At 32.8% G+C, this 26,217-nt stretch carries 23 protein-coding genes; 9 read left to right on the top strand and 14 right to left on the bottom strand.

The features are described from left to right. Window positions 1-38 precede the first annotated feature (38 nt). From RT250_RS07055 to RT250_RS07045, 3 genes are all read right to left on the bottom strand, one after another. Window positions 39-911, bottom strand: a complete 873-nt coding sequence (locus tag RT250_RS07055) for a hypothetical protein (RefSeq protein ID WP_313113428.1) — start codon at window positions 909-911, stop codon at window positions 39-41. Window positions 912-1,062: 151 nt separating this feature from the next. After that, on the bottom strand, window positions 1,063-1,287 hold the full coding sequence (locus RT250_RS07050) for a VF530 family protein (protein ID WP_313113425.1): 225 nt from the start codon (window positions 1,285-1,287) through the stop codon (window positions 1,063-1,065). Between the two features lie 100 nt (window positions 1,288-1,387). After that, window positions 1,388-2,995: an SDR family NAD(P)-dependent oxidoreductase gene (locus RT250_RS07045; RefSeq protein ID WP_313113423.1), complete on the bottom strand. Its 1,608-nt coding sequence runs from the start codon at window positions 2,993-2,995 to the stop codon at window positions 1,388-1,390. Between the two features lie 271 nt (window positions 2,996-3,266). On the opposite strand from RT250_RS07045, the gene RT250_RS07040 reads away from it, so the two are divergent. Continuing rightward, on the top strand, window positions 3,267-3,521 hold the full coding sequence (locus RT250_RS07040; RefSeq protein WP_139854629.1) for a YtxH domain-containing protein: 255 nt from the start codon (window positions 3,267-3,269) through the stop codon (window positions 3,519-3,521). Window positions 3,522-3,591: 70 nt separating this feature from the next. On the opposite strand, the gene RT250_RS07035 is transcribed toward RT250_RS07040, so the two are convergent. The 4 genes from RT250_RS07035 to RT250_RS07020 form a co-directional block, all read right to left on the bottom strand. Then, a complete protein-coding gene (locus RT250_RS07035; protein ID WP_313113421.1) occupies window positions 3,592-4,038 on the bottom strand; it encodes a cold-shock protein in 447 nt (148 codons plus the stop codon). Between the two features lie 235 nt (window positions 4,039-4,273). Then, window positions 4,274-6,547: a translocation and assembly module lipoprotein TamL gene (tamL, locus tag RT250_RS07030; RefSeq protein ID WP_313113418.1), complete on the bottom strand. Its 2,274-nt coding sequence runs from the start codon at window positions 6,545-6,547 to the stop codon at window positions 4,274-4,276. Between the two features lie 58 nt (window positions 6,548-6,605). Then, window positions 6,606-11,726 carry a translocation/assembly module TamB domain-containing protein gene (locus RT250_RS07025; RefSeq protein WP_313113415.1) on the bottom strand — a complete coding sequence of 1,707 codons (5,121 nt, stop codon included), beginning with the start codon at window positions 11,724-11,726 and terminating at the stop codon, window positions 6,606-6,608. Between the two features lie 177 nt (window positions 11,727-11,903). Continuing rightward, on the bottom strand, window positions 11,904-12,503 hold the full coding sequence (locus RT250_RS07020; protein WP_313113413.1) for a Crp/Fnr family transcriptional regulator: 600 nt from the start codon (window positions 12,501-12,503) through the stop codon (window positions 11,904-11,906). Window positions 12,504-12,656: 153 nt separating this feature from the next. Here RT250_RS07020 and RT250_RS07015 point away from each other — a divergent pair, with 153 nt between their 5' ends. The 3 genes from RT250_RS07015 to RT250_RS07005 all read left to right on the top strand — a co-directional run bounded on the left by RT250_RS07015 (window position 12,657) and on the right by RT250_RS07005 (window position 16,001). Beyond that, the gene (locus RT250_RS07015) at window positions 12,657-13,076 is read left to right on the top strand and encodes a Fur family transcriptional regulator (RefSeq protein ID WP_313113412.1); all 420 of its coding nucleotides are present in this window, start codon (window positions 12,657-12,659) and stop codon (window positions 13,074-13,076) included. A gap of 129 nt (window positions 13,077-13,205) precedes the next feature. Further along, window positions 13,206-15,140: a heavy metal translocating P-type ATPase gene (locus tag RT250_RS07010; RefSeq protein ID WP_313113410.1), complete on the top strand. Its 1,935-nt coding sequence runs from the start codon at window positions 13,206-13,208 to the stop codon at window positions 15,138-15,140. Window positions 15,141-15,251: 111 nt separating this feature from the next. Then, window positions 15,252-16,001, top strand: coding sequence for a YoaK family protein (locus tag RT250_RS07005; protein ID WP_313113409.1), 750 nt, complete (start codon window positions 15,252-15,254; stop codon window positions 15,999-16,001). Between the two features lie 77 nt (window positions 16,002-16,078). Here the strand turns inward: RT250_RS07005 and RT250_RS07000 are convergent, their stop codons facing one another. The 5 genes from RT250_RS07000 to RT250_RS06980 form a co-directional block, all read right to left on the bottom strand. After that, window positions 16,079-16,693 carry a YqaA family protein gene (locus RT250_RS07000; protein WP_313113407.1) on the bottom strand — a complete coding sequence of 205 codons (615 nt, stop codon included), beginning with the start codon at window positions 16,691-16,693 and terminating at the stop codon, window positions 16,079-16,081. Between the two features lie 186 nt (window positions 16,694-16,879). Beyond that, the gene (locus tag RT250_RS06995; RefSeq protein ID WP_313113406.1) at window positions 16,880-17,158 is read right to left on the bottom strand and encodes a DUF1456 family protein; all 279 of its coding nucleotides are present in this window, start codon (window positions 17,156-17,158) and stop codon (window positions 16,880-16,882) included. A gap of 128 nt (window positions 17,159-17,286) precedes the next feature. Then, on the bottom strand, window positions 17,287-17,745 hold the full coding sequence (locus tag RT250_RS06990; RefSeq protein WP_313113404.1) for a universal stress protein: 459 nt from the start codon (window positions 17,743-17,745) through the stop codon (window positions 17,287-17,289). A gap of 105 nt (window positions 17,746-17,850) precedes the next feature. Then, entirely contained in the window at window positions 17,851-18,507 is a 657-nt protein-coding gene (locus RT250_RS06985; RefSeq protein WP_313113402.1) for a hypothetical protein, read from the bottom strand. 84 nt (window positions 18,508-18,591) lie between these two features. After that, window positions 18,592-18,792 carry an adenylosuccinate synthetase gene (locus RT250_RS06980; protein ID WP_313113400.1) on the bottom strand — a complete coding sequence of 67 codons (201 nt, stop codon included), beginning with the start codon at window positions 18,790-18,792 and terminating at the stop codon, window positions 18,592-18,594. Window positions 18,793-18,920: 128 nt separating this feature from the next. Here RT250_RS06980 and RT250_RS06975 point away from each other — a divergent pair, with 128 nt between their 5' ends. The 4 genes from RT250_RS06975 to RT250_RS06960 all read left to right on the top strand — a co-directional run bounded on the left by RT250_RS06975 (window position 18,921) and on the right by RT250_RS06960 (window position 23,715). Continuing rightward, window positions 18,921-19,787 carry a sigma-70 family RNA polymerase sigma factor gene (locus RT250_RS06975; RefSeq protein WP_139854606.1) on the top strand — a complete coding sequence of 289 codons (867 nt, stop codon included), beginning with the start codon at window positions 18,921-18,923 and terminating at the stop codon, window positions 19,785-19,787. A 98-nt stretch (window positions 19,788-19,885) separates the two neighbouring features. After that, a complete protein-coding gene (locus RT250_RS06970; protein WP_313113393.1) occupies window positions 19,886-21,712 on the top strand; it encodes a sodium:proton antiporter in 1,827 nt (608 codons plus the stop codon). A gap of 11 nt (window positions 21,713-21,723) precedes the next feature. Beyond that, window positions 21,724-22,617, top strand: coding sequence for a mechanosensitive ion channel family protein (locus RT250_RS06965; RefSeq protein ID WP_313113391.1), 894 nt, complete (start codon window positions 21,724-21,726; stop codon window positions 22,615-22,617). A 255-nt stretch (window positions 22,618-22,872) separates the two neighbouring features. Then, window positions 22,873-23,715, top strand: coding sequence for an OmpA/MotB family protein (locus RT250_RS06960; protein ID WP_313113389.1), 843 nt, complete (start codon window positions 22,873-22,875; stop codon window positions 23,713-23,715). An 81-nt stretch (window positions 23,716-23,796) separates the two neighbouring features. Here RT250_RS06960 and RT250_RS06955 read toward each other — a convergent pair whose 3' ends face one another. Beyond that, entirely contained in the window at window positions 23,797-24,522 is a 726-nt protein-coding gene (locus RT250_RS06955; protein WP_313113387.1) for an SDR family oxidoreductase, read from the bottom strand. Between the two features lie 69 nt (window positions 24,523-24,591). Here RT250_RS06955 and RT250_RS06950 point away from each other — a divergent pair, with 69 nt between their 5' ends. After that, window positions 24,592-25,197 (top strand): M15 family metallopeptidase, encoded by a 606-nt coding sequence (locus RT250_RS06950; protein WP_313113385.1) that lies wholly within the window; start codon window positions 24,592-24,594, stop codon window positions 25,195-25,197. Between the two features lie 10 nt (window positions 25,198-25,207). Here RT250_RS06950 and RT250_RS06945 read toward each other — a convergent pair whose 3' ends face one another. Then, window positions 25,208-26,125, bottom strand: a complete 918-nt coding sequence (locus RT250_RS06945) for a mechanosensitive ion channel family protein (RefSeq protein WP_313113383.1) — start codon at window positions 26,123-26,125, stop codon at window positions 25,208-25,210. Between the last annotated feature and the right edge of the window lie 92 nt (window positions 26,126-26,217).

Raw genomic sequence — 26,217 nt, 5'->3', positions numbered from 1 at the left:
TGTCTTTTAAACATTAAATAAAATTAAAAATGTGATTTTCAATCGTCATCACAGCTAGCGTGAAAAAACGGTTGGCTTTCAATAGTAAACTCTTCCTTCGAGACGTTCAAAACTTTAATTTTATAAAAAGGTGCTAAAAATTCTGAACTAGGATTTTCAAAATAAGGAAAAAACTCATTATCCATTGTAAGTTTATTCGGAAGTAAGCTTTTTTTGACGAAATTGGTTGTCATAGCCAAATCCTCTTCGCTTAGTGTATTTAAAGGCCTCTTCTTCATGCCTTTGGAATCAGAACCTATAAATAACGTATCATCGTTAAATATAGCGTTAAAAGTACCTTTATCTGTATAATCTGATGGTAGATTAATTAAAATAAGGTCATTGTAATCCGTGGGGATTGTAAAGCGAAAAACATATCCAAAAAAATCGTTTTCAGAAGAAGAATTAGTGTTTTTCATTAAAACTTGGGCAGCACGAAGATGGTGTAATTTCTTTTCTTGTTTAAAAATATAAGGATAATTAAAACAATTTGCTGCATCGTTAAAGACGGGTTTCAGTTTAATAGGTTCATTTGAATCTAATCCTACTACCACGGCATTACTTGCTTCAACTGAAAAATTTATTTGAGTCTGATTTTTTAAACTTTTCAATTTTCTGCCATACAGAACAAATTGGGGTTCTGTACTTTTAATAAGCGTTACCTTCTCTCCATTTCGTTCCCAAACTCCCTTTTGAAAACCACCGAAATATGCAATAATATAAGTGTGGTCTGGAAGAAAAATAAACGTTGCCCCGCCTATAGGGTCACTACTCCATTCCTTGTAAACTCCTACCACATCATCACTAGAAATATTTTGTCCTGAAAGAGATAGCGAAAAAATAATACTAAAAATAAATATTAGATTCTTCATTGAGTAAAGTTATAGGTTTCTTTCCTCTTAAAAATTATACCAACTATGATTTTTGATTTATCTAGTAAAAATCTTTATATCGACATTACTTTCGAAGTCTTAGTTCAATCTAAAAGACGAATTAAGAAGATATATAAATTACAGAAATAATTTATGAGGTCTTTTTTGTTTTTAAGTATAGGTTCTCTACTTTTTCTCTAGCCCACGGAGTTCTACGTAGAAATTTTAAGCTAGATTTAATGGAAGGGTTACTATTAAAGGAGTTAATTTTAATTTTTTCACCTAAGGTATCCCATCCATAATATTCTACTAGGTATTCTAAAATATCGGCTAGCTTCACTCCGTGTAACGGGTTATTTGGTTGTTCGTTACTCATGCTATATATCTTTAAATTTTAAGTGTATTGATAACCTCTCGTTTTAAATATGTTCTCGATAAACTCTCAGGACATGTCGTTTTTAAATAGAGCTAATCATCTACCAGTCTATTGGTCTATAATCCTTTAAAAACTTCCCACTCCAATGCTTTCCAGTATTAATTCCGTCAAACAATGGATCCATAACTCTTGCTGCACCATCTACAATGTCTAATGGAGGTTGAAAGTCGTGTAGTTCAATTTTTCGCTTTGCAAGCTCTACAGGGTCTTCATCTGTTACCCAACCCGTATCAACTGCGTTTATATAAATTCCTTCCTTAGCAAGACTTCCGGCTGCAGTATGGGTTAACATATTTAGCGCGGCTTTTGCCATATTTGTATGTGGGTGTCGGTCTTCCTTAAAAAAGCGATGAAACTTTCCTTCCATAGCTGAAACGTTGATAATGTGTTTTTTACCAGTATTTTCTTTCTTCATAATTTCACCCAAACGATTACAAAGAACAAAAGGAGCAATGGAGTTTACTAATTGCACTTCAATCATTTCAGTAGTTTCAATTTCACCTAACCTTAATCGCCAGCTATTAGTCTTCCTTAAATCTACTTGTTGCAAATCTGCATCTAGTTTTCCTTCAGGGAAAACTTCATTTGCGCTTAATGAATTATCAAAACTATATGGTATTTGTGAAAGTTTAGCCGAGGCTCTAATTCCAATTCCTGGTTCTGAACCGTGCCAAGTAACAGGTAAATTTTTATTCTGGTCTTTGCCAATATCGTCAGTAAGTGATTTTAACTCAGTTAAACAATGGTAGTGGTCTTGAAGTAAATCTTTTACAAATTGAGGGTGGGCTTCAAATGGCATTTCTTCCTTAGGCATCAAGTGCTTATAAAATCCAGCTGGCCTACGTACAGTTTGCGCTGCATTATTTATTAATATATCGAGTTTATCATATTTCTGCTCGATATAATTACAGAAAATTTCAACACTAGGAATATGGCGAAGATCTAACCCGTGAATTTTTAAACGGTCAGACCATTGGTGAAAATCTTCTTCTTGTCCAAAACGATAAGCAGAGTCTGCGGGGAATCTAGTAGTTGCAACAACAGTGGCTCCTGCCCTAAGTAACATCAATGCAATATGATACCCGATTTTAAGTCTTGAGCCTGTTAAAACTGCTATTTGCCCTGTTAAATCGGCTGTTTGAAACCTTTTGGCATAATTAAAGTCCCCACACTCGGTACACATGGTATCATAAAAGTGGTGCATTTTTGTAAAAAGAGTTTTACATACGTAACAATTACGAGGCGTTTCAAGATCTAAGGTTTCTTTTGAAGACAAATCAGAGGTTTGTATAAGTTTAGGCGCTACAAATACTACATTCTCTCTAGCACTTCGTATTCCTGTTTCTTTACGTGCAGTTCTATCTTTATTTGCAAGTTTACGCTTTTGAGCTTTCTTGGCATCTTTCTTTCTACGTGAGAATTCATCTCGATTAGGTCTTGATAATTGACCTGAAGCCTTTATTAAAGCAGTTCGCTGTTCCTTTGGAATTTCAAAAATCTCATCGGTATGGTTATTCAAATATTCGAGTATAGCAATACACTTGGCAATTTCATCAGGATTAATTGCTTTATTTTCTTTATCAGAAAATTCACTAGAAAAACTATTTTCTTCAACTGAGATATCATTCTCAGACTCCTTTCGAGACATATTTTTAATTTTTAACAAATATAGCTAGAGAAACAATGTAAAATGTAATTATGCTTATCTTAAATTTTTACGTTTCTCTTTTAAAGAATTCAACTGTATTTAATCCCAAAAAACCATAGTGTAAATCTTCAAAAACCTTTTTAATTTAAAAATTTGGGAATACTTTAAAAGTATTTTAAGCTAAGTATTAAATTTATATTAAAGTCAACAATATCACATTGTTATAGTGCGCCAATCTCGTATCTTCACATAAACAAAAAAATAAAAAGATATGAACAATAAAGGAAAAGGATTATTAGCAGTTTTAGGTGCAGCTGCCGGTGCATTTGCTTTATGGAAGTATAACAAAATGACTCCAGAAGAAAAGCAAAGACTTAAAGACAAAGCTACTGATACAGGTAGAAGAATTAAAGAAAAAGCTGGCGAAGTTGAAGATACAATTTCTGAAAAGTACGATCAACTTAAAAATGCTGCACAACGTGAAACCAACCAGCTAAAAAATAAAGCTGAAGACTTAACTAGTTAATAATTAACTAGACTATAATTGAAAAATCCCGCTTTTAGCGGGATTTTTTGTTGGAAAGAAGTTTAATACTTTAGATTTTAGTAACCTTTACAGCATTCATTCCTCTTTGACCTTTTTCAAGTTCGAATGATACGTTATCATTTTCGGTTATTTCGTCAATAATTCCACTTACGTGAGTAAAGTACTTTTCGTTGTTTTCGTTATCGATAATAAATCCGAATCCTTTCGATGAGTCATAGAAAGAAACCTTTCCCTTTCTTAAAGGGTCAAAAGCTTCTCTATCCCCTTCTTCTTTTGGTGGAATTCCAAGGATTATATCTTCTGCTTCAATTTCTGGCTTCATACTAGGATCTGGTGGCGTATCAGTTAAGTTACCGTTATGGTCTACATAAACAAAGTCTATTCCTGGAGTTTTTTCAGCTTTACGAGCTAATTTTTTCTTTTGTTTCTCCTCCTTCTTTTTCTGTTTTGCTTTTTCTTTTTCTTTTTTACTGTACGTCTGTTGCGATTTTGCCATTTGTGTTTTTAGAATAAAAAAAGCCATCCGCTGTAGGCAGATGACTTTTTAATGAATTATATATTAAAAATTATTGTTATTGGTATACCTACTGGGGTTTTAAATTATAGTTGCCCCCTAATGCTTCAAAGGTACGGATAATTAATGTGTTAAAATAATTAATGACTGACTATTTAATTAATAATCCTAATTCTTTATGCTAAAAGCTTTTGTTTTCACTTAAAAAAGCTATAATCTAGAAAGGATATCCAATTCCGAAATTAAATACAGTTTCCTTTACGTTAAAATCGAATCCATTATTTTTTGATGGATCATGAAAAGGAGCGGCAAAATCAAAGCGTAGTACAAAACCTTGCACATCAACTCTAAGCCCTACTCCTGCTCCCATTCCAAATTCTTTGATAAAACTTGAGGTAAATTTATCTTTTCCTTCGTAAACTGGATTAGGATCTGAGTTCCATATATTTCCTGCATCTGCAAATACAGCACCTTTTAAGAAAGATATAATAGGAAAACGATACTCAATATTTGCTTCAATGCGAATGTTTCCTGTTTGATCGAAATAATTAGTTTGAGAATTACCCTCATCAGAATATGTTCCTGGTCCTAAAGATCTAATTCTAAACGCTCGAACACTATAAGGTCCACCAGAGTAGTATTGCTTTACATAAGGCATTATATCGGAATTGCCATAAGCATACCCGTATCCACCGAATAATCTAGCAGCTATAAGTTGTTCTTTTCCGAAGTTTAAATGATATCTAAAATCTGCATCAACTTTTGCATACTGAGCATATTCTAAATTTAAAATTCCTTTTTTACCATTATCCATTTCTTTGGCAAACAAACTCATGGTATTACCCGCAACATCTAAGGTAGAATTAATAAAAAATTGATGCTTTTTAGTTGCATTTACCATTCCGTTGTAAGTAAATGAATAGTTCAAGCCTGCAATAAATTGCTTTTCAAAACTGCGTTTTAGATAAGGGTTTGCGTCTAAAATGTTTTGAAACTCCTCAGTAGTATTTGAAGGTTTTGTGTAGTTTAATGAAATAGGTATTATTTCGTGAGTTACATACCTATTTGCTTGCCAAAGGTATCCAAATTGTGCGCTACCCGATAATAGAGTATAAAGTTGTGTTCTTCTTAAATAATCAAGACTAATGCTTGTCTTTGTTTTAGGTATATCGTATTTAAAAAAGTCGCTATCTATTTTAATTGGAAAAATCACTCTTGGGAAAATCAATTCAGACTTTAAACCTAAATCTACACTTGTTTTACCACTACTGCTCCCTCCTCCTACTTGCATTTCATACCCAAAACTAGCAGTAGTGTTTAATGTTTCCCCACCACTAAAAAGGTTTCTGTTACTGTAAGTTAATGCTATTCCAGGTCCAGAAAAATTATTGGATTTTGATACTGCTTGCAATTCAACACGTAGCGCTCTTTTGTTTAAGGGTGATAAAAATATATTGGCTTCCAAAATTCCCAAGCTGTCATTATGTACAGTATCTCGTTCTTTATATTGAATATTTACAAACTTATACGCTCCAATTGTTGAAAGTCTTCTTGCTGAATTTCTTGAGTTTTCTGGACTGTAATATTGCCCTTCTTCCAAAGTAATAAAAGGATCGAGGTATTTTGATTTAAAGAAACTTGAACTGTTTATATAATTTTTTTCATTGAAACGCTCCACCTCATTATCAATAGAGTCTTCTACGTGATAGTTAGCGTAAACATTAATTTTGGAAATTTTATAGGGAATAATAGACTTTTTAAGAACATCTTTTTTTATTCCGAGAAATAAATCAAATCGTTTTTTGTCATACTGATTAGTGTCGGCTTCAAATATTAGAAAACTTGAATTAAAGTTATAATATCCATTTTGTTTTAATTCTCTATCTATACGTTCACGTTCCATCTTCATAATAGCTAAGTCGAAACGCATTCCTTTGGAAAGCTTTGTTTTGGCTACACTTTTTTTAACTTCAGGATAAATAGGATGCGGCATACTATCTAATTGGTAACTAGCAATAGTGTATGCCTTTGGAGCTTTAACTGTGTATTTTACTGAAGCTTCTTTGTTTTCCTCATTATCTTTAAACTCCGAAGTAATCTCACTATAGAAAAAACCTCTGTTTTCCATACGATTGAGTAGAATTTCCTCAACTTCATAAGGTTTTACATCACTTTTATAAACAGGTTTTTGTTCTCCAAATCGTTTATAAAAAAATCGGTTTATAAATCCCGGATTCTCTTTCTGCATTTTGTAGTAATAATGAAGCCCAACACGCATTCCCAAAAACTTTTTATAAGGCTTTGGCAATAAAGCTTCTTCTAAAACAGATTTTAGTTGAGATTCATTTTTTATAATAGAATCCGATTTAATTTCCACAGTTGCACCGGTATAAAGCATTTCATCTTCAGGTATGTACTTTTCTACTGCACACGATTGAAGCACGAGCAATGCCGATGTTAAAATGAATACTATTTTAAATTTGATATACATAGTCCAACTTTGCTTAGCAACCTATTAGGAGGCTTAAGTTTAAGTATTACAGTTTTACTTATTCCTTAGTTTTTGAATCATTAGTGTTTTTATCATCTTCCCCTTCATTTTCAATATTCTTTTTAATTTCTACCTCTTCTTTTTCTATTCTTTCCTTTTCCTTTTCCAATGCTTCTTTTTCAGCCTTTTCCTTTTTGGTTTCACCATTTAAAATAGCTTGCCACAATTCATCAAACTTATTAAACTCTTGTGTGAAAATTAAAGCAATTCCACTTACAATAGTTTGTCCATCAACTACATTTTCAAATTGATTTTTTCTAAATCCTTTTAATCTATACCTGCCGTTTTCGGTGATTAAATATTCTAAACTTACATCGCCAATAATTGGGGCTTCTTCTTCATTTGAACCGCTTCCTTGTATGTCAACTTCACTACCTACACGTACTATTAATCTATCGTTAAAGAGTTTTTTCTGCGCAGCAATATCTAATTGTGTACGCTCTTGTGCGGTTTCACCTTGGTAATCGGTATAACTGTTTAATCCAAAATCCAATTGAATTCCAGATCCGCCTAATAAATTATTTGAAAAGTTATTTAATTGATCTGAAATAGCGTCGTTTAAATTATCTCTTGCCACAGTGACAAAACCTCCAGCACTACCATCACTTCCTGGTTCTGGATAAAATCTATTGAGAACTAGCAATGAAAAAACTTGCCGATTTAATTCGTCTTCTTGACTATTTACTTGTTGTAATCTTCCATACACTTGTCCTCCTATTGCCCCCTGCTCATCCTCTGGCATATCAAGGTCGAACGCGATTATTGGTTTAGTTAATTCTCCGTCAATATTTAAATATACGCTAAATGGTAATACTTGTTTATACCTATTTTTCACCGAAGGATCAGCTCCAGAACTTATAGGCGCCATTAATGCCGACGCAGAGGCTTTCAAATTGTATACAGCCTTGATGTCTAGTTTGGCATCGAAAGGATCTCCAGACCAACTTACTCTACTTTCAGGAGCAAGTTCAAATCTTCTGTTTACTAAATTGTATAAGTTCATTTCATAATGACCACCTGCCACATTATAAATGCCACTTAAATTCATTCTTCCTGTAGGATTCATTGTAAAATCGAATTCCCCAGCACCGTAAACTTCAAAGTTATCCCCAGTTTCCTGATCTATTATGATTTTGACTTTAGCTTCTTTCCCAATTGTTAAAAATGCCCTAACATCAAGCCCTGTTAATGTTGCTGTTTTTTCTGCAGTTTGCGTTAATATAGCATCTCGATTTTCGCGATTTACAAATACTACAACTCCATCTCTTTCTTCAATAAACACTGATGAGGATGGCAATATATAAGTAATATCAGTTGCATCATTTACAGTTATACTGGCGTCTAGTTTTGGAACTAGCATATCTCCCGTTAGGGTTGCATCTGCGTTAAATGATGCTTTTCCATATAGAAAATCATTATCATCTTTGGTGGCGTTTAATACTTGGAAATTTTTAGCATTAATCTGCAAATTAAACGTTGGATTGATAAAGTTTTTCGTACCAACCTCTCCAGATAAAACCAATTGGTTCTGATTTTCATCACGGACAGTAAAACCATCCATAAAGAACCCATCGTTATTAATAGACAAAGTTTCATTTTTTAGTGTAAATGGAGCATTTAACTTTGCAATTGTAAATTCAGCATTATTAAAAATTAATTTCCCTTGATAATTGGGCTCCGCCATACTACCGGTTACCTTAAACTTTCCTGAAAAACCTCCTTCACCATTTTTAATTTCACCTAAAGAAAACCCTTCGAGCGCTTTCATTTTAAACTCATTTATATCTAAATCTAAATCTATCTGTGCATCTTTTTGATTTGCTATATAATCTCCCGTTAAATCTAAATCGACGTCGCCTTCTTTTAAAGCTAGATTAAAATCGTAACTATTTTCACCTTTCGACTTGGCGTCAACGGTCATCGTTCCTAAATCAACATCTAAGAAATTTAAATTATCCACGGTAAGGTCTGCCAAAAGCCCCATATCTCCAAAAGGGTTAATAGTTATTAGACTACCGTTTAAATTTCCTTTAGCAATTTCATCCGATGGATTTAAGTAATTTAGAATCTCACTTAGTTTGAAGTTATTAAATGTAATTGCTGCGTGATATTCAGGCACATTTGGCAGTTTATTTGATAGTTCGACCATCTCATCGCCCTTAGAAAATTTGAAATTGTTGAATTCTAAATTATCTTTTCTAATAAGAATCTCATTGTCTTTAGGAGTAAGCCACTTACTTCTATCGAGTATTAAATCTTCAGGAACTATATGAAATCTAAGCTGCTCTGAAGTACCTGTAATTTGAGATTGAATATTAATAAGCGTACTGTCTTTATATACCGACTTAAAGCTTAGATTCATCTCATTATCTTGCTGGTTTCCTGTAATTTTTGTTTTAGGAATATCTAAAGGGCCACCCTTTATATTTTTAAAGCCCAGGTCAAAAACAAATTTATCTGTATCTGTATCCATTGTAAATGACAGACTATCCAGCTCGTTGCTTCCATAAACAATATGTGGTGCTTGAATATCTGCTTTTAATTTTCGTGCTGCTTCGTCAAAGTCAACCGATAGTTTAATTGTATCTAGTTTTTTAACATTCACTAAAAACACTTCATTTAATACAGGGGCCTCTACTATTCGCCCTTTCGCATTAAGCTTTATGGGGTTGCTTATGGTATCAGACAAGATAATGTCTCTAGAAAAATAACTGGAAACATGTCGCTGAATAGCCTTGCTAAATAACTCTGGATTTGTATTACTCTCTAAACTAAGTTGAACAATTTTATTATTAATCCACACAGAAGTGGTATCGCTTCTAGTGTGAGCAGTTGCCAATACATCGCCCAATATGTACGTTTTATTATCATATACTGCTACTCCATCTCCTATGGTTGAAATAACATCGAGACCGTCTTTAGTGATATCAAAATCGGCGTCTAAGGTAAAAGCTGTCCTAACATCTCGATCCATTAAACCTAGCGACTTCAAGTTTGCACCAATAATTTTTAGGTGTGCATTAGCATTTGTTGCTATAGAATCTAAAATTACGTTAGCATTAAAATCTAAATTGATATTTTCATCTTTATAAGCTGAAACCACATTCCCTTTTCCGTCTTTAATATTACCATTCATAGCTAAATCTTTTACAGCGTAATTATTAAACTGAAAACTAGAAATTACAGCTTCCAATTTTGCGTCAAGAGTGTTTAAATCTGTCCCCGAACCACTAGTTTTTATATTTAAACTAAGGGATCCTAATTGATCATTTTGTAAAAGCTCGTTTAATTTATACTCTTTTATATCAATATCGGCATCAAAAGAAATTTTAGAATCGTTTTTAAAGTGGCCATCTACAGTTGCAACTCCTTGTGTGGTAGTCAGGTTTGCTTTGGCATAAATATCTTTTAAATTGCCTTTAGCACTACCATTAAGTGAAATGTTTTCCGGTAAACTTACTCCTAAATCCTTTTCACTTACAAATTGAATTAAATCTGCACGCTTAGTATTTGAAGCAAACTGAGGAATATTAAATTTCAAATTATCTGGGTTTGTAACATTCTCAATTAATCCATTAGCAGAGATTTGGGTAGAACTTCCCCAATTAACAGTCATTTTTGGGATATTTATTGCAGACAAATAGCCTGAAGCTTGTACATCTCCTGAAATATACTTTTTACTTAAAGTCTGTACATATTCATTTTTTCGAAGTTCTGGTTGAAATTTAAATACTTCTCTTAAATCTACTTGAAAGGATGGGAGGTTTAATGCAATTTTAGTTCTGTCTGGAACCTCGATTAATTCAGCTAAAGAAATATAATCTAGGTGTATATCCCCCTTTAGCCTGTTGTTGTTTAATGCTAATTCTAAATTATCAAGGTTTAATTCAGTATCAGTAATATTTAGATTTAAAGCTAATTCATTTAGATTTAAACCTGACTCTTCTTTAAATGTCAAAGTTTTGAGTTGTAGACCTGCCTTTTTATCTTTTAAATGAATATCAGAAGCCTTTAAATTTAAGTCCTTTAATACTATTGCATTGGAATTAAAGATATCCTTTGTAACTTTATGATTACCGACAAAATAACTGAAATTATTACCTTTAAAATTAATGCTGTTTGCTGCAAATATAAAGTCGGGCCACTCAAATTGTTGAATATCAGATTTTACCTCTTCCTTTATTTCTTCAGCCTTTTGAGTAATCTCGTTAACTTCTGTTTCGGTGTTAATAGCAATAATTGAATTATCTAAAATGAATTCTCCAATAACAATCTCATTATTACTTAAATCTGCTTTTTCTAATTCTAAAAACAGATTAGATAACTCTAGGTTAGCAGCAATCCTATCGGCATAAGATTGATAATCTACAAATACGTTTTTCAGTGAAAGCTCCTCCAATGCTAAATAAGGTAAAGGAGAATCTGATGGAGGCGTTGGCGGAACGGGTGATTGGATATATTTAATATGAGCATTAGAAATTGAAGCTTTAGAAGCACGAAAATCCATATTTTCTAAATCGGTTTTCTGCATTTGAAGGTTCAATTTTCCTATTTTGAATAGGCTATTTATTCCCAACACACTATCATTAAACACAACATTAAAGTCTTTAAAGCTAATGTTCCCTAAAACTAAATTTAAGGGTTCTGAAGTAGTATCATTTTTAACCGCCGTAGTATCAGATGAAGCAAAAGCATCTACGAGGAACTGAAAATTATAACCTGCAATTGAATCTTTACGGATAATATTAGCGCGAAGCCCTTCCCATTCAAGATATTCTACCCCTATACCGTTACCGCGAATTATAGGAAGAAGCGGTACGTCTGCTTCTAAAGATTTTGAATAGATTAAGGTATCTCCTTTTTTATCCTCTAAATAAACGTCTTTAAGCATAATATTACCATCGAAAGTAATAAAGAGCTTTTCAATCTCAACTTTGGTATGGGTTTTATCGGATACATATTTAACAGCACGCTGTACTATGATATCTTGACCCCATGGACTTCTGATAAATAGTACAAGAAGAATAAACAGAAAAATAAGAACTAAGAAAACTCTTCCTATAATTCTTAAAACTCTGAATTTCTTATTTTTTTTATTCTTTTCTTTTTTCTTTTCCAATGCTGTATTTGGTAGGTATCAAAAATATAAAAATTATATACCAATAATCGTATTTAGGTATGTAACAATAAGTTTATATTACATTTAGTATAGTGAACTGAACCAACTTTTTAATGTTTTGAAGTTGTAAAAACTCTTGAAGTAAATGGAATGTTGCCCAAAAGATTTTGAATGCTGCTATTTACTGGGTTTAAAATTTTTCTTTGCTAAATCTTTACGAACTCTACTCAAACTTTCTGGTGTAATACCCAAATATGAAGCAATCATCCATTGTGGAACACGAAGTAATAAATCTGGATACATTTCAATAAAACTCAAATATCTTCTTTCAGCAGTTGCTCCTAGTAAAAGGTTAATCCGTTTCTGCATTTGACGGATATGATTGTGCAACAATTTATCATTAAACTGTCCAAACATCGGACTAATATTATTGGCATTAGTGAAAAAGTTTTCTTGCAGTAACACAACTTCGGTATCTTCAACAGCTTCTATAAAACTATCAGAAGGATCATTAAAGTATACACTACTTCTATCAACAATAAACCAGTTTTCTGGTGCAAATTGAATAATATGTTCCTTACCATCGTCTCCTAATCTATATGAACGAAGCAAACCTTTTTCCACAAAAAACGAATTGCTGCAGATAGCGCCTTTATTTAAAAGAATAGAACCTTTATCATACTTCTTCTTCTGAAGCTTATCATATAATTCTGTTGCTTGTTCTTCAGGAATAGCTGCAGCGCTAACTAAATAAGATTTAAAATTAAATTCGTTCATCCAAAAGTTTGTTTTATACAAAAAGTTATTTCATCTACCTCAAAAATACCAAATAATACGTTATAACTTCTAGCTCAAATTAACTTAAAAGACCAAACAAATACCTTATTTTTATAAGTTTCTAGCAGCAAGGAAATTCTAAGACTTTTTAAAATGAAAACGACAAAAATTGAATTATTACTTCAAAAAAGTAACGTTAGACCAACTGCCATGCGTATTTTGGTCTATAATTTTCTTTTAGAAAACGAGGCTGCAAAAAGTTTGACAGACTTAGAGAATTATTTTGATAAGTCTGATAGAACAACCTTGTACAGAACAATAAAAACTTTTGAAGAAAAAGGTGTTGTTCATCAAATTGACGATGGCACTGGCACAACAAAGTATGCCTTATGCGAACAAGGTTGTAATTGCCAAATAGAAACTGATCTTCACCTCCACTTCTATTGCAATATTTGCGATGAAACCGTTTGCTTAACCGATAGAAAAATTCCGCATATTAATCTTCCTGATGGCTATACTGCTGAGGATGCCAACCTCGTAATAAAAGGTAGATGCGAAAAATGTCCTGAATAATGCACTTCTGTTGCACTATCTATATTCCTAAATTGCCACTTTGAACAACAAGCTATTTGTAATAGAATTTCTTAGGCTAAAGAATTAGCCGAAATGAATTTTTATTTCAAAATTGAAAATAAGTTAGGAATGAAGAAAAAGGAATTAAACAGTGAAGAAGGATGCTGTAGTGACAACCCTAGTGTCAATACCGATAATCACCAAAGTAACTTTAAAATATATTTACCTGCCGTAATAAGCTTTATAATGCTTATTTCGGGTATTATAATGGATTACTATGGCACCGCTTTCTTTAAAAATTGGGTTCGATTAGTTTGGTACGGAATAGCATATATCCCAGTAGGTTTCCCAGTAATGAAACAGGGTTGGGACAACATTATTAAAGGAGACTTTTTTACAGAATTCTTTTTAATGACCATTGCTACCATCGGAGCATTTGCCATTGGTCATTATGAAGAAGGTGTTGCTGTAATGCTTTTTTATACAGTTGGAGAGTTATTCCAACATTCGGCAGTTGAAAAAGCAAGAGGAAATATTAAAGCTCTTTTAGATGTGCGTCCAAATGAAGCTTTAGTATATCGAAATGATAAATATGTAACAGTAAATCCTGAAGACGTTGAAATTGGTGAGAAAGTTCAAATACGCGTGGGAGAAAAAATTCCCGTAGACGGTAAATTAGTTTCTCAAAAAGCTTCCTTAAATACGGCAGCACTCACTGGAGAAAGCAAACCCGATACGATTAGAGAAGGAGATAAAGTTTATGCAGGAAGTATTAACCTTGAAGGCGTTATCGAAATTGAATCCACAAAACTATTCAACGACAGTTCAATATCTAGAATTTTGGATTTAGTTCAAAATGCTACTTCTCGTAAATCTAAAACTGAACTTTTTATTAGAAAATTCGCCAGAATCTATACTCCGATAGTTGTTTTTTTAGCTATAGGCGTTACGCTTCTACCCTACTTTTTTGTAGCTAATTATGTGTTTCAAGATTGGTTATATAGAGCATTAATATTTTTAGTAATTTCTTGTCCATGTGCTTTAGTTATATCCATTCCTTTAGGATATTTTGGTGGGCTCGGTGCTGCTTCACGAAATGGTATACTATTTAAAGGAGCTTCATTTCTTGATGCTATCACTAAGATAAACACTGTAGCTATGGATAAAACCGGCACCCTGACTAAAGGGGTTTTTAAAATTAGTGCAATTAAGGCAATTGCGTTTTCTGAAGAAGAATTGATGCAATATCTTCTTGCAATTGAAGCTCAGTCAACCCATCCCATAGCAAGAGCTATTTTGGAGTACGAACCTAATGACAACATTTATCAAGCAAATAATGTCACTGAAATAGCAGGAAAGGGGTTAAAGGGGAATGTTAACGGTAAAACTATACTGGCTGGAAATAAATCTTTAATGATTTCGAATAATATTGAAGTTCCTATAGAAACTGAATCTATTGTAGAATCTATTGTTATGATTGCCATAGATAATGTATTTGCGGGATACGTAATCGTTGCTGATCAATTAAAAGATGACGCTCAAGAAGCCATTAAAAACCTAAGAAAAGTTGGGATAAAGAATATCATTATGCTTTCGGGTGATAAAGCTTCAATTACTGAAAGGGTTGGTTTAGAATTAAATCTAAATCAAGCTAAAGGCGGATTGTTGCCAGAGAATAAATTGGAAGAGGTTGAAAGGTTAAAAAGGATCCCAGGTACAAAGGTCGCCTTTGTTGGTGATGGAATAAATGACGCACCTGTTATTGCAACAAGTAACGTTGGAATTGCGATGGGAGGCTTAGGAAGTGATGTTGCTATTGAAACTGCCGATGTAATTATTCAAACAGACCAACCTTCAAAAATTGCACAAGCGATTAAAATAGGACGTTCAACCCGACATATTGTTTGGCAGAATATAGCATTGGCTTTTGGCGTAAAATTAATTGTTTTAATTCTGGGTGCAGGAGGAATAGCTACAATGTGGGAAGCTGTTTTTGCTGATGTAGGTGTAGCTTTTCTAGCCATTTTAAATGCCATACGATTACAGAAAATGAAATGGTCATGAATTGAATAAGGTTTCGAAGTTTTAATGTTAACAAAAACATTAAATTTGTATTATTCATAACTGTTCACTTAATTCCTTTAATGCTTACTTTAATGTTTAAAATAGGATATAATGTTTAGGCATCAAGGCAAAAGCAGAACTTTAAAACACAATTTACAAATTGCAACTGTTTTATCATTTGTTGCCGGAATTGTTAACGTTACTGGATTTCTTGCCATTCATGAACTTACTACTAATGTAACTGGACACTTCGCTCAATTTATATATGAAGTTGAAAATTTAAAATTTTGGAAGGGAACTATTTATTTGCTGTTTATCCTTTCATTTCTTTTAGGATCATTTTGTTCTAGTATTCTTATATTAAAGTTTAGAGAAACTAAAAGAATAAATGTATTTGTATTACCTACGCTAGCAGAAGCCATAATTCTTATTACAGCAGCCATCCTGGCTCAATCCACCGAAATACAATATCCAAATACTATAGCTTGTTTATTACTGTTTTCGATGGGTATGCAAAATGCTTTTGTGACTAAAATTTCAAACGAAATTGTTCGTACAACACACCTTACAGGACTTTTTACCGATTTAGGTATTGAATTGGCTCATCTGTTTTTTCCAAGAATGCACCCTGATATTCAAAGAGTAAAATCGAATATAAAACTTAGAATGTTTATTATTTCCTTTTTCTTTATGGGAGGTTTACTAGGCGGATTTTGCTATTCAACCTTAGGATTTAAGACCAACAATCTATTTATTGGAGCTGCTATTCTAGTACTTAGTTTATTTTATGACGACTTAAGATTTAGCTTAATTAAAACTAAAAGGAAAATCTATCAGAATAGAATTCAGAACAACCAATAAAAATGACTTTTCTGGAAGTTACATTGAAAAAAATTCGAACCTCAGAAATTGTAGGAATGCTAAAAGCGCGGTTTTTACTAAAGTAGATTGAAAATAGCTAAAGCGTAAAGATAAAATCTTACAAAACGAAGTAATCCAAAAAGCAGATAGTTTCTAAAGCTATAATGAATCATTCCTGCAGCCATACTAGTCATAGAATAAGGAATAGGCAACAAAGCACCAACCACTATAAGGAAGCCTCCCCATGTGCGAATCTGCTTTAGATGCTTTTTCATTTTACCTTCCATATATTCATAAACTCTAGGAAGAGTGAAAATCCATCTACCAATGAAATATGATATAATACCTCCTATGTACGATAATGCAGCTAATAGAGTTAAGTAAAGTATTGGTTGAGGCATTTTATCACTCCAAGCAATAAAAATTTCTGGTGGTACAAGTCCTAGTAAAGATTCTGAAGCCAAAAAGACCAACAAAATATTTATCGGTGCATAGGTTTCGGTAACATAAGTAAAAAGGTCACTGAAATCTACTAAATACCTATCTATGGCAAACAATGCAGCGATAATTAAAACTATAGGAATAAAAGCTTTTTTAAGACTTTGCCCTACAAAGGAATAGAAACCTGTGTATTTGTAATACAGATGTACCCTTTTTAGTTTGTTAGTTTCAGATTTTTTTACTGTGTTCATTATATATTGTAAAAATTCAATCGTTTTTATATTGAGAATAGTCATCAACCAATTTAGGTTGGAGACGTTGCAAATATAATTTTATTAATACTCAGACACAATGATTTATGAAATCATTCACGGTTAATTGTATGTTAAAGAAACACAAGGTTTTAACACCAAAACTCTTAACTATAAAATATAATACTAAGAGTTTGACTTAGTTTGATCGCTATGTTTTACTTGTGGTTTTTTCTTATCAGGCATTGGTCCGCGTAAATGAATAACTAAACCGTTTAAAAAATTTCGAAGAAATTGATCGCCACACTCCATATACTTTTCATGGTTTTCATTTCTAAATATTGCACCAAGTTCACTTTTACTTACTCTGAAATCTACTAATGCACAGATTTTCACGATATCTTCATCTCTAAGTTTATGCGCTACGCGCAATTTTTTCATTATATCGTTATTTGTTAATGCCATAAATTTAAATTGAATTTTTTCAAAGATAACTTTATTTATACGCTACAAAAACAAGATGGTATAAGAAACAAGATATCCAACATGTCTTAAATAAACATGCATCTCTTTTATATTAATTTACTTTCCACCTACTTTTCTCCGGTAGGTACAAGATAAACTGGAACTTTAGTTTTTTCAAGTACACTGGATGCAACTGTCCCAAGGAAAATTCTTTCCAAAGTACCGTGACTGTGAGTTCCCATAACAATTAAATCTGCACCCCATTCATTCGAATACTTTAAAATCTCATTTGCAGTATCTCCTTCTACCAATTTTGTTGAAATATTCTCGCCTCCTATATGCCTTTTTGTCTGGTGTAGATAATCTTCAGCAACTTTTACAAATTCTTCTTGTATGTTGTAATCTACAGGAAAAGCATATCCTTCATATCCCATAAATGGTTGATATTCCATTCCATAATAACGCATTTCAGAGAGAACATGAAGCAAACATACCTCAGCATTCATCATTTTTGCTAACTCGTAACCTTTATTTACAACCTTTTCAGAGTTAGGATTATAATCAACTGTAATTATTACTTTTTTCATAATGAATATAGTTTCATGTAAGGTTAAAATACAATAGTGAATAATTTCGCTTTAATCAATAATATTTCTATTAAAAATGGATGTCTTATAATTATTCAATAAATACTATTGCTTTACAATAATTGTAGTGGCTTTATTACCTGTTAGCAAATTCCATTCGTAAGAAGCTAAAAGGTTTCCAATTTCATCATAAACATTAACTTGTGCCGTATTAGGACCTGAAGAACCCTGATTTAAAGCTTCGAAATCAATTTTATTAAATCCGTCCTCAAGTGGAAGATCAAAACCTTTAAAGCTTCCTTCTAATCTTACGTGAGCAATTTCAATTTGTCCGTTAACCCATACTCTAATTATATCTCCGTCCACAAACTCGTGATCGCGATACATAATTGTAGCCTTTTTTGCTGTTGTTTTAAAATCACCTAAATACTGATCTTTTCCATACTCTGGTTTAGCTTCCTTATCTTTGGTAAAATACTTCGGGGCTTTATTAGTACCTGTGTAATCTATTAGCCCATCCCCATTTTGCATATCAATTTGCTTTTCCTTTTCTTTTCCTAAATCTGAATTACTAAAAGTATTAGATTTATTATTTTTAGTAAGTGAAGGTGTTTTTACAGCTGGTATTTCAAAACCTGTAGGATTATCTATTGTTGATTGCGACGATTCAAAACGAACATTGTTATTATTCGGGAATTCAATTTGAGCAAACAAAACTCCTTGAAACAGAATTAAACAAATGAATAAGTATCTCTTTAACATAGCGTATTAAATTTCTTAGCCTACAGCAACAATTACACCAAATTTAGTGTGCTAATTGATAAACGAGAAATAAATTTTTAATTTTTATTTATTCTGTTTTTGCCTTTTTCTCCACCAAAGAATTAACACCACAAATACAATTGGAATAATTATATAAATAATTAAGTCGGCTGTATTTGATAAGTCTATTGGGTAATCACTTGGCTTTGGCACCTCTGTGGGCTTTTGTGCCCAACTAATCGAGCTAAATAAAAAGGCTGTTGCAGGGATTAAAATATCTTTCATATATATATTTTTTTTTAAGATAAACATTAAAAATTACATCATCAAATTTTAACAATTTATGTTAACTATTTGGAAAATCCCCGAAAATGTCTTACTATGCCGTGTTATTATTAAAAACAGGAGAATATATGAGACAACTTAAGATCACGAAGCAGGTTACCAACAGAGAAACCAAATCTTTAAACAGTTATTTACAGGATGTTAGTAAGATAGATTTAATAACCGCCGAAGAGGAGGTTGAGTTGGCACAACGAATTCGTGAAGGTGATCAAGCCGCACTAAATAAATTGAGTCGTGCAAATTTACGATTTGTTATTTCTGTGGCAAAACAGTATCAGAACCAAGGTTTAAGTCTTCCAGATCTTATTAACGAAGGTAACGTTGGTTTAGTGAAAGCTGCTAAAAGATTTGATGAAACGAGAGGTTTCAAATTCATCTCGTATGCCGTTTGGTGGATTAGACAAGCAATTCTACAAGCAATTGCAGAGCAGTCGCGAGTTGTAAGACTTCCACTTAACAAGATTGGTGATATTAATAAAATTAAAAAAGCCTCTATTCACCTAGAGCAAAAGTTTGAAAGAGTACCTACTGCGGCGGAAATTGCAAAAGAATTAGATTTTAGTGAATCTAAAGTAAAGAGTTCTTTAAAAAACTCAACGCGAAGCTTATCGATGGATGCTCCATTTCAGGAAGGAGAAAACGACAATAACCTTTATGATGTATTGAGTTCTGGAGAAAGTCCGAATCCTGATAAAGATTTAATGCACGAATCACTTCGTATTGAAATTAATCGCGCATTAGACACTTTAGCGCCACGTGAAGCAGATGTTGTAAAATTAAATTTTGGTCTTTGTGGGCAACCACCAATGACACTTCAAGAAATTGGTGATACTTTCGATTTAAGTCGTGAGCGTGTACGTCAAATTCGTGAAAAAGCGATTCGTCGTTTGCGTCAGACTTCTAAAAGCCACATCTTGAAAAAATATTTAGGCTAAAAAAATCTTTAAAAATATTGGTTCATTAATATTTTTAACATTTTCTAAAGAACGAGTATTGTTTCTGAGGTTATCTTTATAACGATAACAAAAGTCTTATGACAACAGAAATAATACTCGTTTTTTCTATTCTGTTAATTACCATTATCCTTTTTGCCTTTGAAGTTTTTTCAGTAGATAAAATTGCGATGTTGGTAATAGCCACATTAGCACTTACCGGATTAGTGCAACCAGAAGAGGCAATTTCGGGCTTTTCTAACCCCGCAACTATTACAGTGCTCTCCTTAATGATTATCGCATTAGCCCTTGAAGACAACGGCGTAATCGCAACTCTAGCGCGTTTTCTTAAAAATTTACATATACTCCCACTTTTTCTACTGCTTCCCGTATTTATGCTTATTACGGGTGGGATATCTGCATTTATAAATACAACAGCAGTAGTAATTGTATTCATTAAAATTATCTCTGAATTAGCTAAGCGCTTTAATCTTCCAAAGGCCAAGTTACTTCTTCCTATATCATTTGCAGGTATTTTAGGTGGTAGCTGTACACTTATGGGAACTTCAACAAACCTTATAGTAAACGCTATTGCAAAGGATTTAGGAGCCGAGCGCTTTAATTTTTTTGAATTTTCATTTTTCGGATTTATTTTTTTGATTGTTGGAATTATCGTAATAACAATAGGTTCACGTTGGCTTCCCTCCGACTCTAAAGAAAGTTTGCACGAGGCATATGAATTGGACGATTATGTAACAACTGTATCTATAACAGAGGAATCTAAATTAATAGATAAGAATATAGAAGACACTTTTTTATATTCTAATCCAGAAATTTCAATATTAAAACTAAGAAGAGGAAAACAAACTATTAATGCACCCGGGAGGTACATATCTTTAAAGGAAAACGATAGATTAGTTTTAATGTGTGATTTAGAAAATCTTACTGAACTTAAAAAAGCTGAAGGTTTAAGTATTCATAAAGATGAAATGGATAAAGAAGATAACGGACAAACCGACAAAGCAAAAGATAAAGAAGCAAGTAAAATTTCGAAGGAATGGACTTTTGTCGAACTTTTAATTCTGCCTGGGTCTATACTAATAGGTAAAACATTAAAACAGTTAAGAAAACAAACCTTTAATAGCGCACTACCTATTGCTATTAAAAAACGTAGGAATATCAGAAATACAAAAGAAAGATTAATCAGGAAGAATATTGAGCAAATTACTTTAAAACCTGGTGACAGACTTTTAGTTGAAATTCCGAAAAATGAAATGAACCAACTTTACGATTTGGAGAATGTTGCTATTCTTAAAGAACATAAAGCTAAACCTAAGGTAGATATTCGAAAAAGAAATATTTCATTCATTATTTTGCTAGTTGTTATTGGTTTAGCGGCTAGTGGAGTCTTACCTATTTTAATTAGTGCCATAACTGGCGTTTGCTTAATGCTTTTAACTCGTTGTTTAAATTTAAACGACGTGTATCACCGTGTTAATTGGCAGGTTATATTTTTACTTGCAGGAATGATACCTCTGGGTATTGCAATGAATAACACGGGTGCAGACAAGTGGCTTTCAGATCAACTGCTTTTAATTTTAAGCGGGCAATCTAACTTAGTGGTTATAGGCCTTATTTTCCTAATCACCATGTTAATGAGTAGCGCAATTAGCAATAATGCAACTGCAATAATTATGACACCTATAGCAATAGCTGTAGGCGTTGGACTAGATTTGTCGTTAAAGCCGTTTATACTCTCAGTTTTATTTGGAGCCAACTTCAGTTTTTTTACTCCTATGGGATACCAAACCAATACTTTAATTTACGGCATGGGTATTTATAAATTCAAACATTTCTTTATAATCGGAGGTATTTTATCTATTATTTTATGGCTTTTTGGTACATTTATGCTTTCATCATTATTATAAAAACAAAATATATGGCACTTCAAAACTTTTCAATTACTGATTCAATTTCTAGTTTATGGGACAAACTCGATGGTTGGTTGGATGCGATTATTCTAAAACTGCCCAATATGGCGGTAGCCATTATTGTAATGGTGATATTTTATTTTATAGCCAAAGGGGTAAAGAAATTTGCCCACAAGGTTCTTTTTAAAAAAATGAGTGATGAATCAATCAAGCAAGTTTTATCAAAATCTTTTTACGCCGTAGTATTATTAATTGGGTTTTTTATAGCGCTTAGCGTTTTACAACTTGACAAAATGCTCACCTCAATACTAGCTGGTGCTGGTGTAATGGGTTTGGCTATTGGTTTTGCTTTACAAGGAACCTTAAGCAATACTGTATCAGGTTTTATGCTGTCTTTTCAACCTAAGGTTAGAATAGGTGATTTCGTAGAAACTCAAGACGAAAGCGGTTTTGTAGAAGAAATTGATTTGAGGAATGTAACACTTAGACAAACTGATAACGATTACCTTATTGTTCCAAATAAAATATTTATCGAACACAGCTTTGTAAATCATTCATGGACTAAAAGAACACGCATCACTGTTGAATGTGGCGTGGGTTATGAAGACGACTTACAAAAAGTAGAAGAATTGGTTATCAAAATTATTTCAGAAAATTTTAAACAAAAAAGCAATGAAGAGGTAGAATTCTTCTTTAAAGAATTTGGAGATAGTTCTATAAACTTCATCACTAGGTTTTGGATAGACAGCCAAAGTCCAAAGCCAGTTTTAGCTGCAAAACACAAAGCGATAAAATTAATCAAGAAAAACTTTGACGAGGCTGGAATAAACATCCCTTTCCCTATTCGCACATTGGATTTTGGAAAGAATAAGTTACAAATGGCTACTAAGAAAGAAGAATAAAAATTAACCAAAAAATTAATGTTATGAAAAAATTACTTAGAATATTAGCTGCCGGTTGGGGTGCTAAAAAAATAGGTGGAGGTAAGTGCGGTTGTATAGGTACAATCGTAGTATTTATTATACTATATTGGCTTATAGGGTTTGTACTATAGACCCTTTAATACCCCTTTAACAAAACAATAGCACTTATTAACTAATTATTTGTAGTGTTGGCACATATATTTGTCCCATACAAACCTATTAAAAATTAGTAAAATGAAAAAAGCTATTGCACTAACCATGCTTGCGGGAGCATTATTTGCTACCTCTTGCGTATCGAAAAAAAAGTATGTAGAATTGGAGAATCAATACAATGATACTCGTTCTACATTAGCAAAAACTCAACTTGAAAAAGAAGAAATTGAAGCAAAATACGCTAAAATTGAAGAGCGTGTTGCTAGCTACAATTCTAAAATCCAATCATTAACGGACAGCAACAACAACCGCCTACAACAGTTTGAAGGTGTTGTTATTTCAGAAAATGATAAGGAAAAAATGAAAGAAGCTCTTGCCAACGTAGATCCCCAAGAATTGGCTGAAGCTAAAACACTAAAAGATTCTATGAATCTTATTGTTTCTTACAATCTTAAGAAAAACCTTGACAATTCATTAGTTGGTGAAGGTGAAGAAGATGATATCACAATTGATATTGATGAAACAGTAGTTATGATTACTATTTCTGATAAATTATTATTCAGTTCTGGTAGTGCACGTGTTAACAGAAAAGCTAATCCCCTATTAGAGCGTTTGGCAAATGTAATTAACAGCGAACCAGCATTAGAAGTTATGGTTGAGGGTCATACTGATAGCCAAACTGTAAAGCCAGGTGCTTATATTAAAGACAACTGGGAATTGAGTGTAGATCGTTCTACTGCTGTAATTCGTATATTACAGGATAATTACGGTGTAGATCCTGCAAAACTAATTGCTGCTGGTCGTAGTAGTTTTCATCCGTTAACCGAAAACGAAACTAAAGAAGGTCGCGCAAAGAATAGAAGAACAAGAATTGTAATCTTACCAAACCTTGATAAATTCTTAGCATTACTTTCTAATAACTAATGTTAGAAAGCAAAGATTAAACAACAAAAAAGGCTGTTCATTTTGAACAGCCTTTTTTTATTTAAATAGTTGAAAATACTTTTACTTGCTAGGTGGCGTAGTTGGTCTTACTTCAATTTTACTCGGTAAGGTTCGAGGGTTCATTTTTAATAAATCTACAACTAACTTTCCAATATCTTCTTTCTGAATCTTCCAAGCATCCTTTTCATCAGGCTCATTCCCATTAAAATGCGTAGACACTGAACCAGGCATAATTGTACTTATTTTTATACCATAGTCACGGAGATCAAGCATAGCTGCTTGTGAAAAACCAGTTAACCCAAATTTACTTGCATTATAAGCGCTTCCTCCCTTAAAGAAGTTTGTACCAGCTAAACTTGAGATACTTATATAATACCCCTTGTTTTTCTTCAGTTGCTCTAAACCTGCTTTTAAAGTAAAAAATGGGCCTGTAAGATTAGTGTCTATTGTTTCTTGCCATTGTTCTATGGATAAATCTTCAACAGAACCAAAATGGCCTAAACCAGCATTAGCAATAACAACATCTAAACCTCCAAATTGATTAATTGCCGCCTCCACTGCATTTTTTTGACTTTCAAAACTTCTTACGTCTGCTTGTAAACCTATAGCTTGAGCGCTGTCGTTTCCATGTGCATTCAACATTTTAGCAGCCTCTTCAGCCGTTTCTAAATTTCTTCCTGTAATTGCTACATTAACGCCTTCTTTGAGTAATGCTTCGGCAATTCCGTAACCAATTCCTTTTGTACCGCCAGTAATTAAAGCGGATTTTTTTTCTAAATTATTCATGTCTATTGTTTTTTTCAAAGTTACCAAATGCAATTTCTATTGTTATTAATTTCTACTTAAATTTGAAAAATGAAACTTCCAGTAATTTTACTCTTATTCCTCATTTTTTCACCGAAATTGAATTCACAAGAGAAGTTAGTTAATCTAAAAGATCTTTCTACGGAATTCAACTATGAAATCCGTTACGCCACTCCAAATAATTTTATTGGCGAAACACTTTACGATTGTGCAGAATGTCTTTTACAACCAGAGGTTGCTGAAGCCCTTCTATTAGCAAACCAGTATTTTTGTGAAAAAGGATACCGGATAAAAATTTACGATTGCTACCGTCCACTAGATGTGCAGAAATTCATGTGGTCTAAATACCCGCGCCCTGGATATGTTGGTAATCCTTATGGAAATGGCTCTATCCATAATAAAGCTGCTGCAGTAGATATAACCATAGAAACCCTAGAAGGATGTTATGTTGAAATGGGAAGCGATTACGATTACTTCGGAAAAGAAGCACATATAGACAATTATAACTTGCCCAAAGAAGTGCTTGCAAATCGTAAGCTTCTTTTTGAAGGAATGCGCAAATTTGGCTTTAAAAATATCCGTACAGAATGGTGGCATTTTAACTTTGGAAGTACGAGGAAATATAAAGCAATGAATGTCCCCTTGCCTTGTGAATAACAATTAGTGTTTAATTAGATGCTTTACCCTCCTCCCCTCTATTCAATTTAAAAGGAATTTCCGGACTGTTTTTATAAAGTTTTAATTCAACAACATCTGAAGGTAAATTGAAGTCTCTATCTGCAAGTGCGACTTTCACTTCTTTAATTATCATACCACGTAATATTCTTGAAGCCCTTCTATAATCAACAGTATCTACCCAAAAGAATACTTTCAAGTTTACAGTGCTTGCGGCCAACTCATCTTCAATTACAAAGTTTTCGTGCTCACCATCGCGGACAATTTCTTTGTTGTTATCTAAAACATCTTGGATTACCTTTTTAGCAGCATCAATATCATCTTCATACCCCAATCCTACTGTGAAATCGACTCTATAGAAGCCATCTGCTGTATAATTTTCAACTGGTTTAGTTAACACATCACTATTTGGAATATAGATATCACGTCCATCAAAAGTTTTTATATGTGAATATCTAAAACTCAACTCCTTTACTTTTCCAAAAATGTCATCAACTTTTATGGTATCATTAATATTAAACGGTCTGTTAAAAGCCAGAATAATACCTGCTAAAAAATTCTTACCAATATCTTGAAAAGCAAATCCTAAAATAATTGCTCCACCACCAACAGCAGTTAATAATCCCGTAGCGATATCATCTAATCCAGCAACTCGTAATGCTAGCATTATAGTTATAATAATTAAAATTACTTTCACTGCTTGTGCCAAAAATTTGGACATTAACGGATCTTCAGATTTTTGCTGAAAACGTCTTTTATAGAAGCTCGTTAACATTTGAGCAAGTAAAACACCAAGGATTATAACCAAAATAGCCAATGCAATGCGAGGTAAAATTCTTAGAAATTCCTCGTAATATTGTTGAAGTGAAAGCTTTATTGTTTCGGTAGGTGATTGTAGAAGTAAAGGCATTTATTTTTTCTTTTAAAGATACTAATAATGAGTAAACAATTCTTCACTTAAATTAGTCTTAAAGTTTAGCAGAGCAGATTTCAAGATGTATC

Source organism: Aequorivita sediminis (genome assembly GCF_032080575.2).
GTDB lineage: Bacteria > Bacteroidota > Bacteroidia > Flavobacteriales > Flavobacteriaceae > Aequorivita > Aequorivita sediminis.
This window is presented reverse-complemented; position numbering and strand designations above follow the sequence as displayed.

Bases quoted from the DNA above. Each gene is read 5' to 3' on its own strand.
- RT250_RS06965 (WP_313113391.1), top strand. From the start codon at position 21,724: ATGGCACTTCAAAACTTTTCAATTACTGATTCAATTTCTAGTTTATGG.
- RT250_RS06955 (WP_313113387.1), bottom strand. From the start codon at position 24,522: ATGAATAATTTAGAAAAAAAATCCGCTTTAATTACTGGCGGTACAAAA.
- RT250_RS07005 (WP_313113409.1), top strand. From the start codon at position 15,252: ATGTTTAGGCATCAAGGCAAAAGCAGAACTTTAAAACACAATTTACAA.
- RT250_RS07015 (WP_313113412.1), top strand. From the start codon at position 12,657: ATGAAAACGACAAAAATTGAATTATTACTTCAAAAAAGTAACGTTAGA.
- RT250_RS07040 (WP_139854629.1), top strand. From the start codon at position 3,267: ATGAACAATAAAGGAAAAGGATTATTAGCAGTTTTAGGTGCAGCTGCC.
- RT250_RS06945 (WP_313113383.1), bottom strand. From the start codon at position 26,125: ATGCCTTTACTTCTACAATCACCTACCGAAACAATAAAGCTTTCACTT.
- RT250_RS06980 (WP_313113400.1), bottom strand. From the start codon at position 18,792: ATGAAAGATATTTTAATCCCTGCAACAGCCTTTTTATTTAGCTCGATT.
- RT250_RS07050 (WP_313113425.1), bottom strand. From the start codon at position 1,287: ATGAGTAACGAACAACCAAATAACCCGTTACACGGAGTGAAGCTAGCC.
- RT250_RS06990 (WP_313113404.1), bottom strand. From the start codon at position 17,745: ATGAAAAAAGTAATAATTACAGTTGATTATAATCCTAACTCTGAAAAG.
- RT250_RS06950 (WP_313113385.1), top strand. From the start codon at position 24,592: ATGAAACTTCCAGTAATTTTACTCTTATTCCTCATTTTTTCACCGAAA.
- RT250_RS06975 (WP_139854606.1), top strand. From the start codon at position 18,921: ATGAGACAACTTAAGATCACGAAGCAGGTTACCAACAGAGAAACCAAA.
- RT250_RS06970 (WP_313113393.1), top strand. From the start codon at position 19,886: ATGACAACAGAAATAATACTCGTTTTTTCTATTCTGTTAATTACCATT.
- RT250_RS07055 (WP_313113428.1), bottom strand. From the start codon at position 911: ATGAAGAATCTAATATTTATTTTTAGTATTATTTTTTCGCTATCTCTT.
- RT250_RS06985 (WP_313113402.1), bottom strand. From the start codon at position 18,507: ATGTTAAAGAGATACTTATTCATTTGTTTAATTCTGTTTCAAGGAGTT.
- RT250_RS07045 (WP_313113423.1), bottom strand. From the start codon at position 2,995: ATGTCTCGAAAGGAGTCTGAGAATGATATCTCAGTTGAAGAAAATAGT.
- RT250_RS07035 (WP_313113421.1), bottom strand. From the start codon at position 4,038: ATGGCAAAATCGCAACAGACGTACAGTAAAAAAGAAAAAGAAAAAGCA.
- tamL (WP_313113418.1), bottom strand. From the start codon at position 6,547: ATGTATATCAAATTTAAAATAGTATTCATTTTAACATCGGCATTGCTC.
- RT250_RS06960 (WP_313113389.1), top strand. From the start codon at position 22,873: ATGAAAAAAGCTATTGCACTAACCATGCTTGCGGGAGCATTATTTGCT.
- RT250_RS07020 (WP_313113413.1), bottom strand. From the start codon at position 12,503: ATGAACGAATTTAATTTTAAATCTTATTTAGTTAGCGCTGCAGCTATT.
- RT250_RS07010 (WP_313113410.1), top strand. From the start codon at position 13,206: ATGAAGAAAAAGGAATTAAACAGTGAAGAAGGATGCTGTAGTGACAAC.
- RT250_RS07000 (WP_313113407.1), bottom strand. From the start codon at position 16,693: ATGAACACAGTAAAAAAATCTGAAACTAACAAACTAAAAAGGGTACAT.
- RT250_RS06995 (WP_313113406.1), bottom strand. From the start codon at position 17,158: ATGGCATTAACAAATAACGATATAATGAAAAAATTGCGCGTAGCGCAT.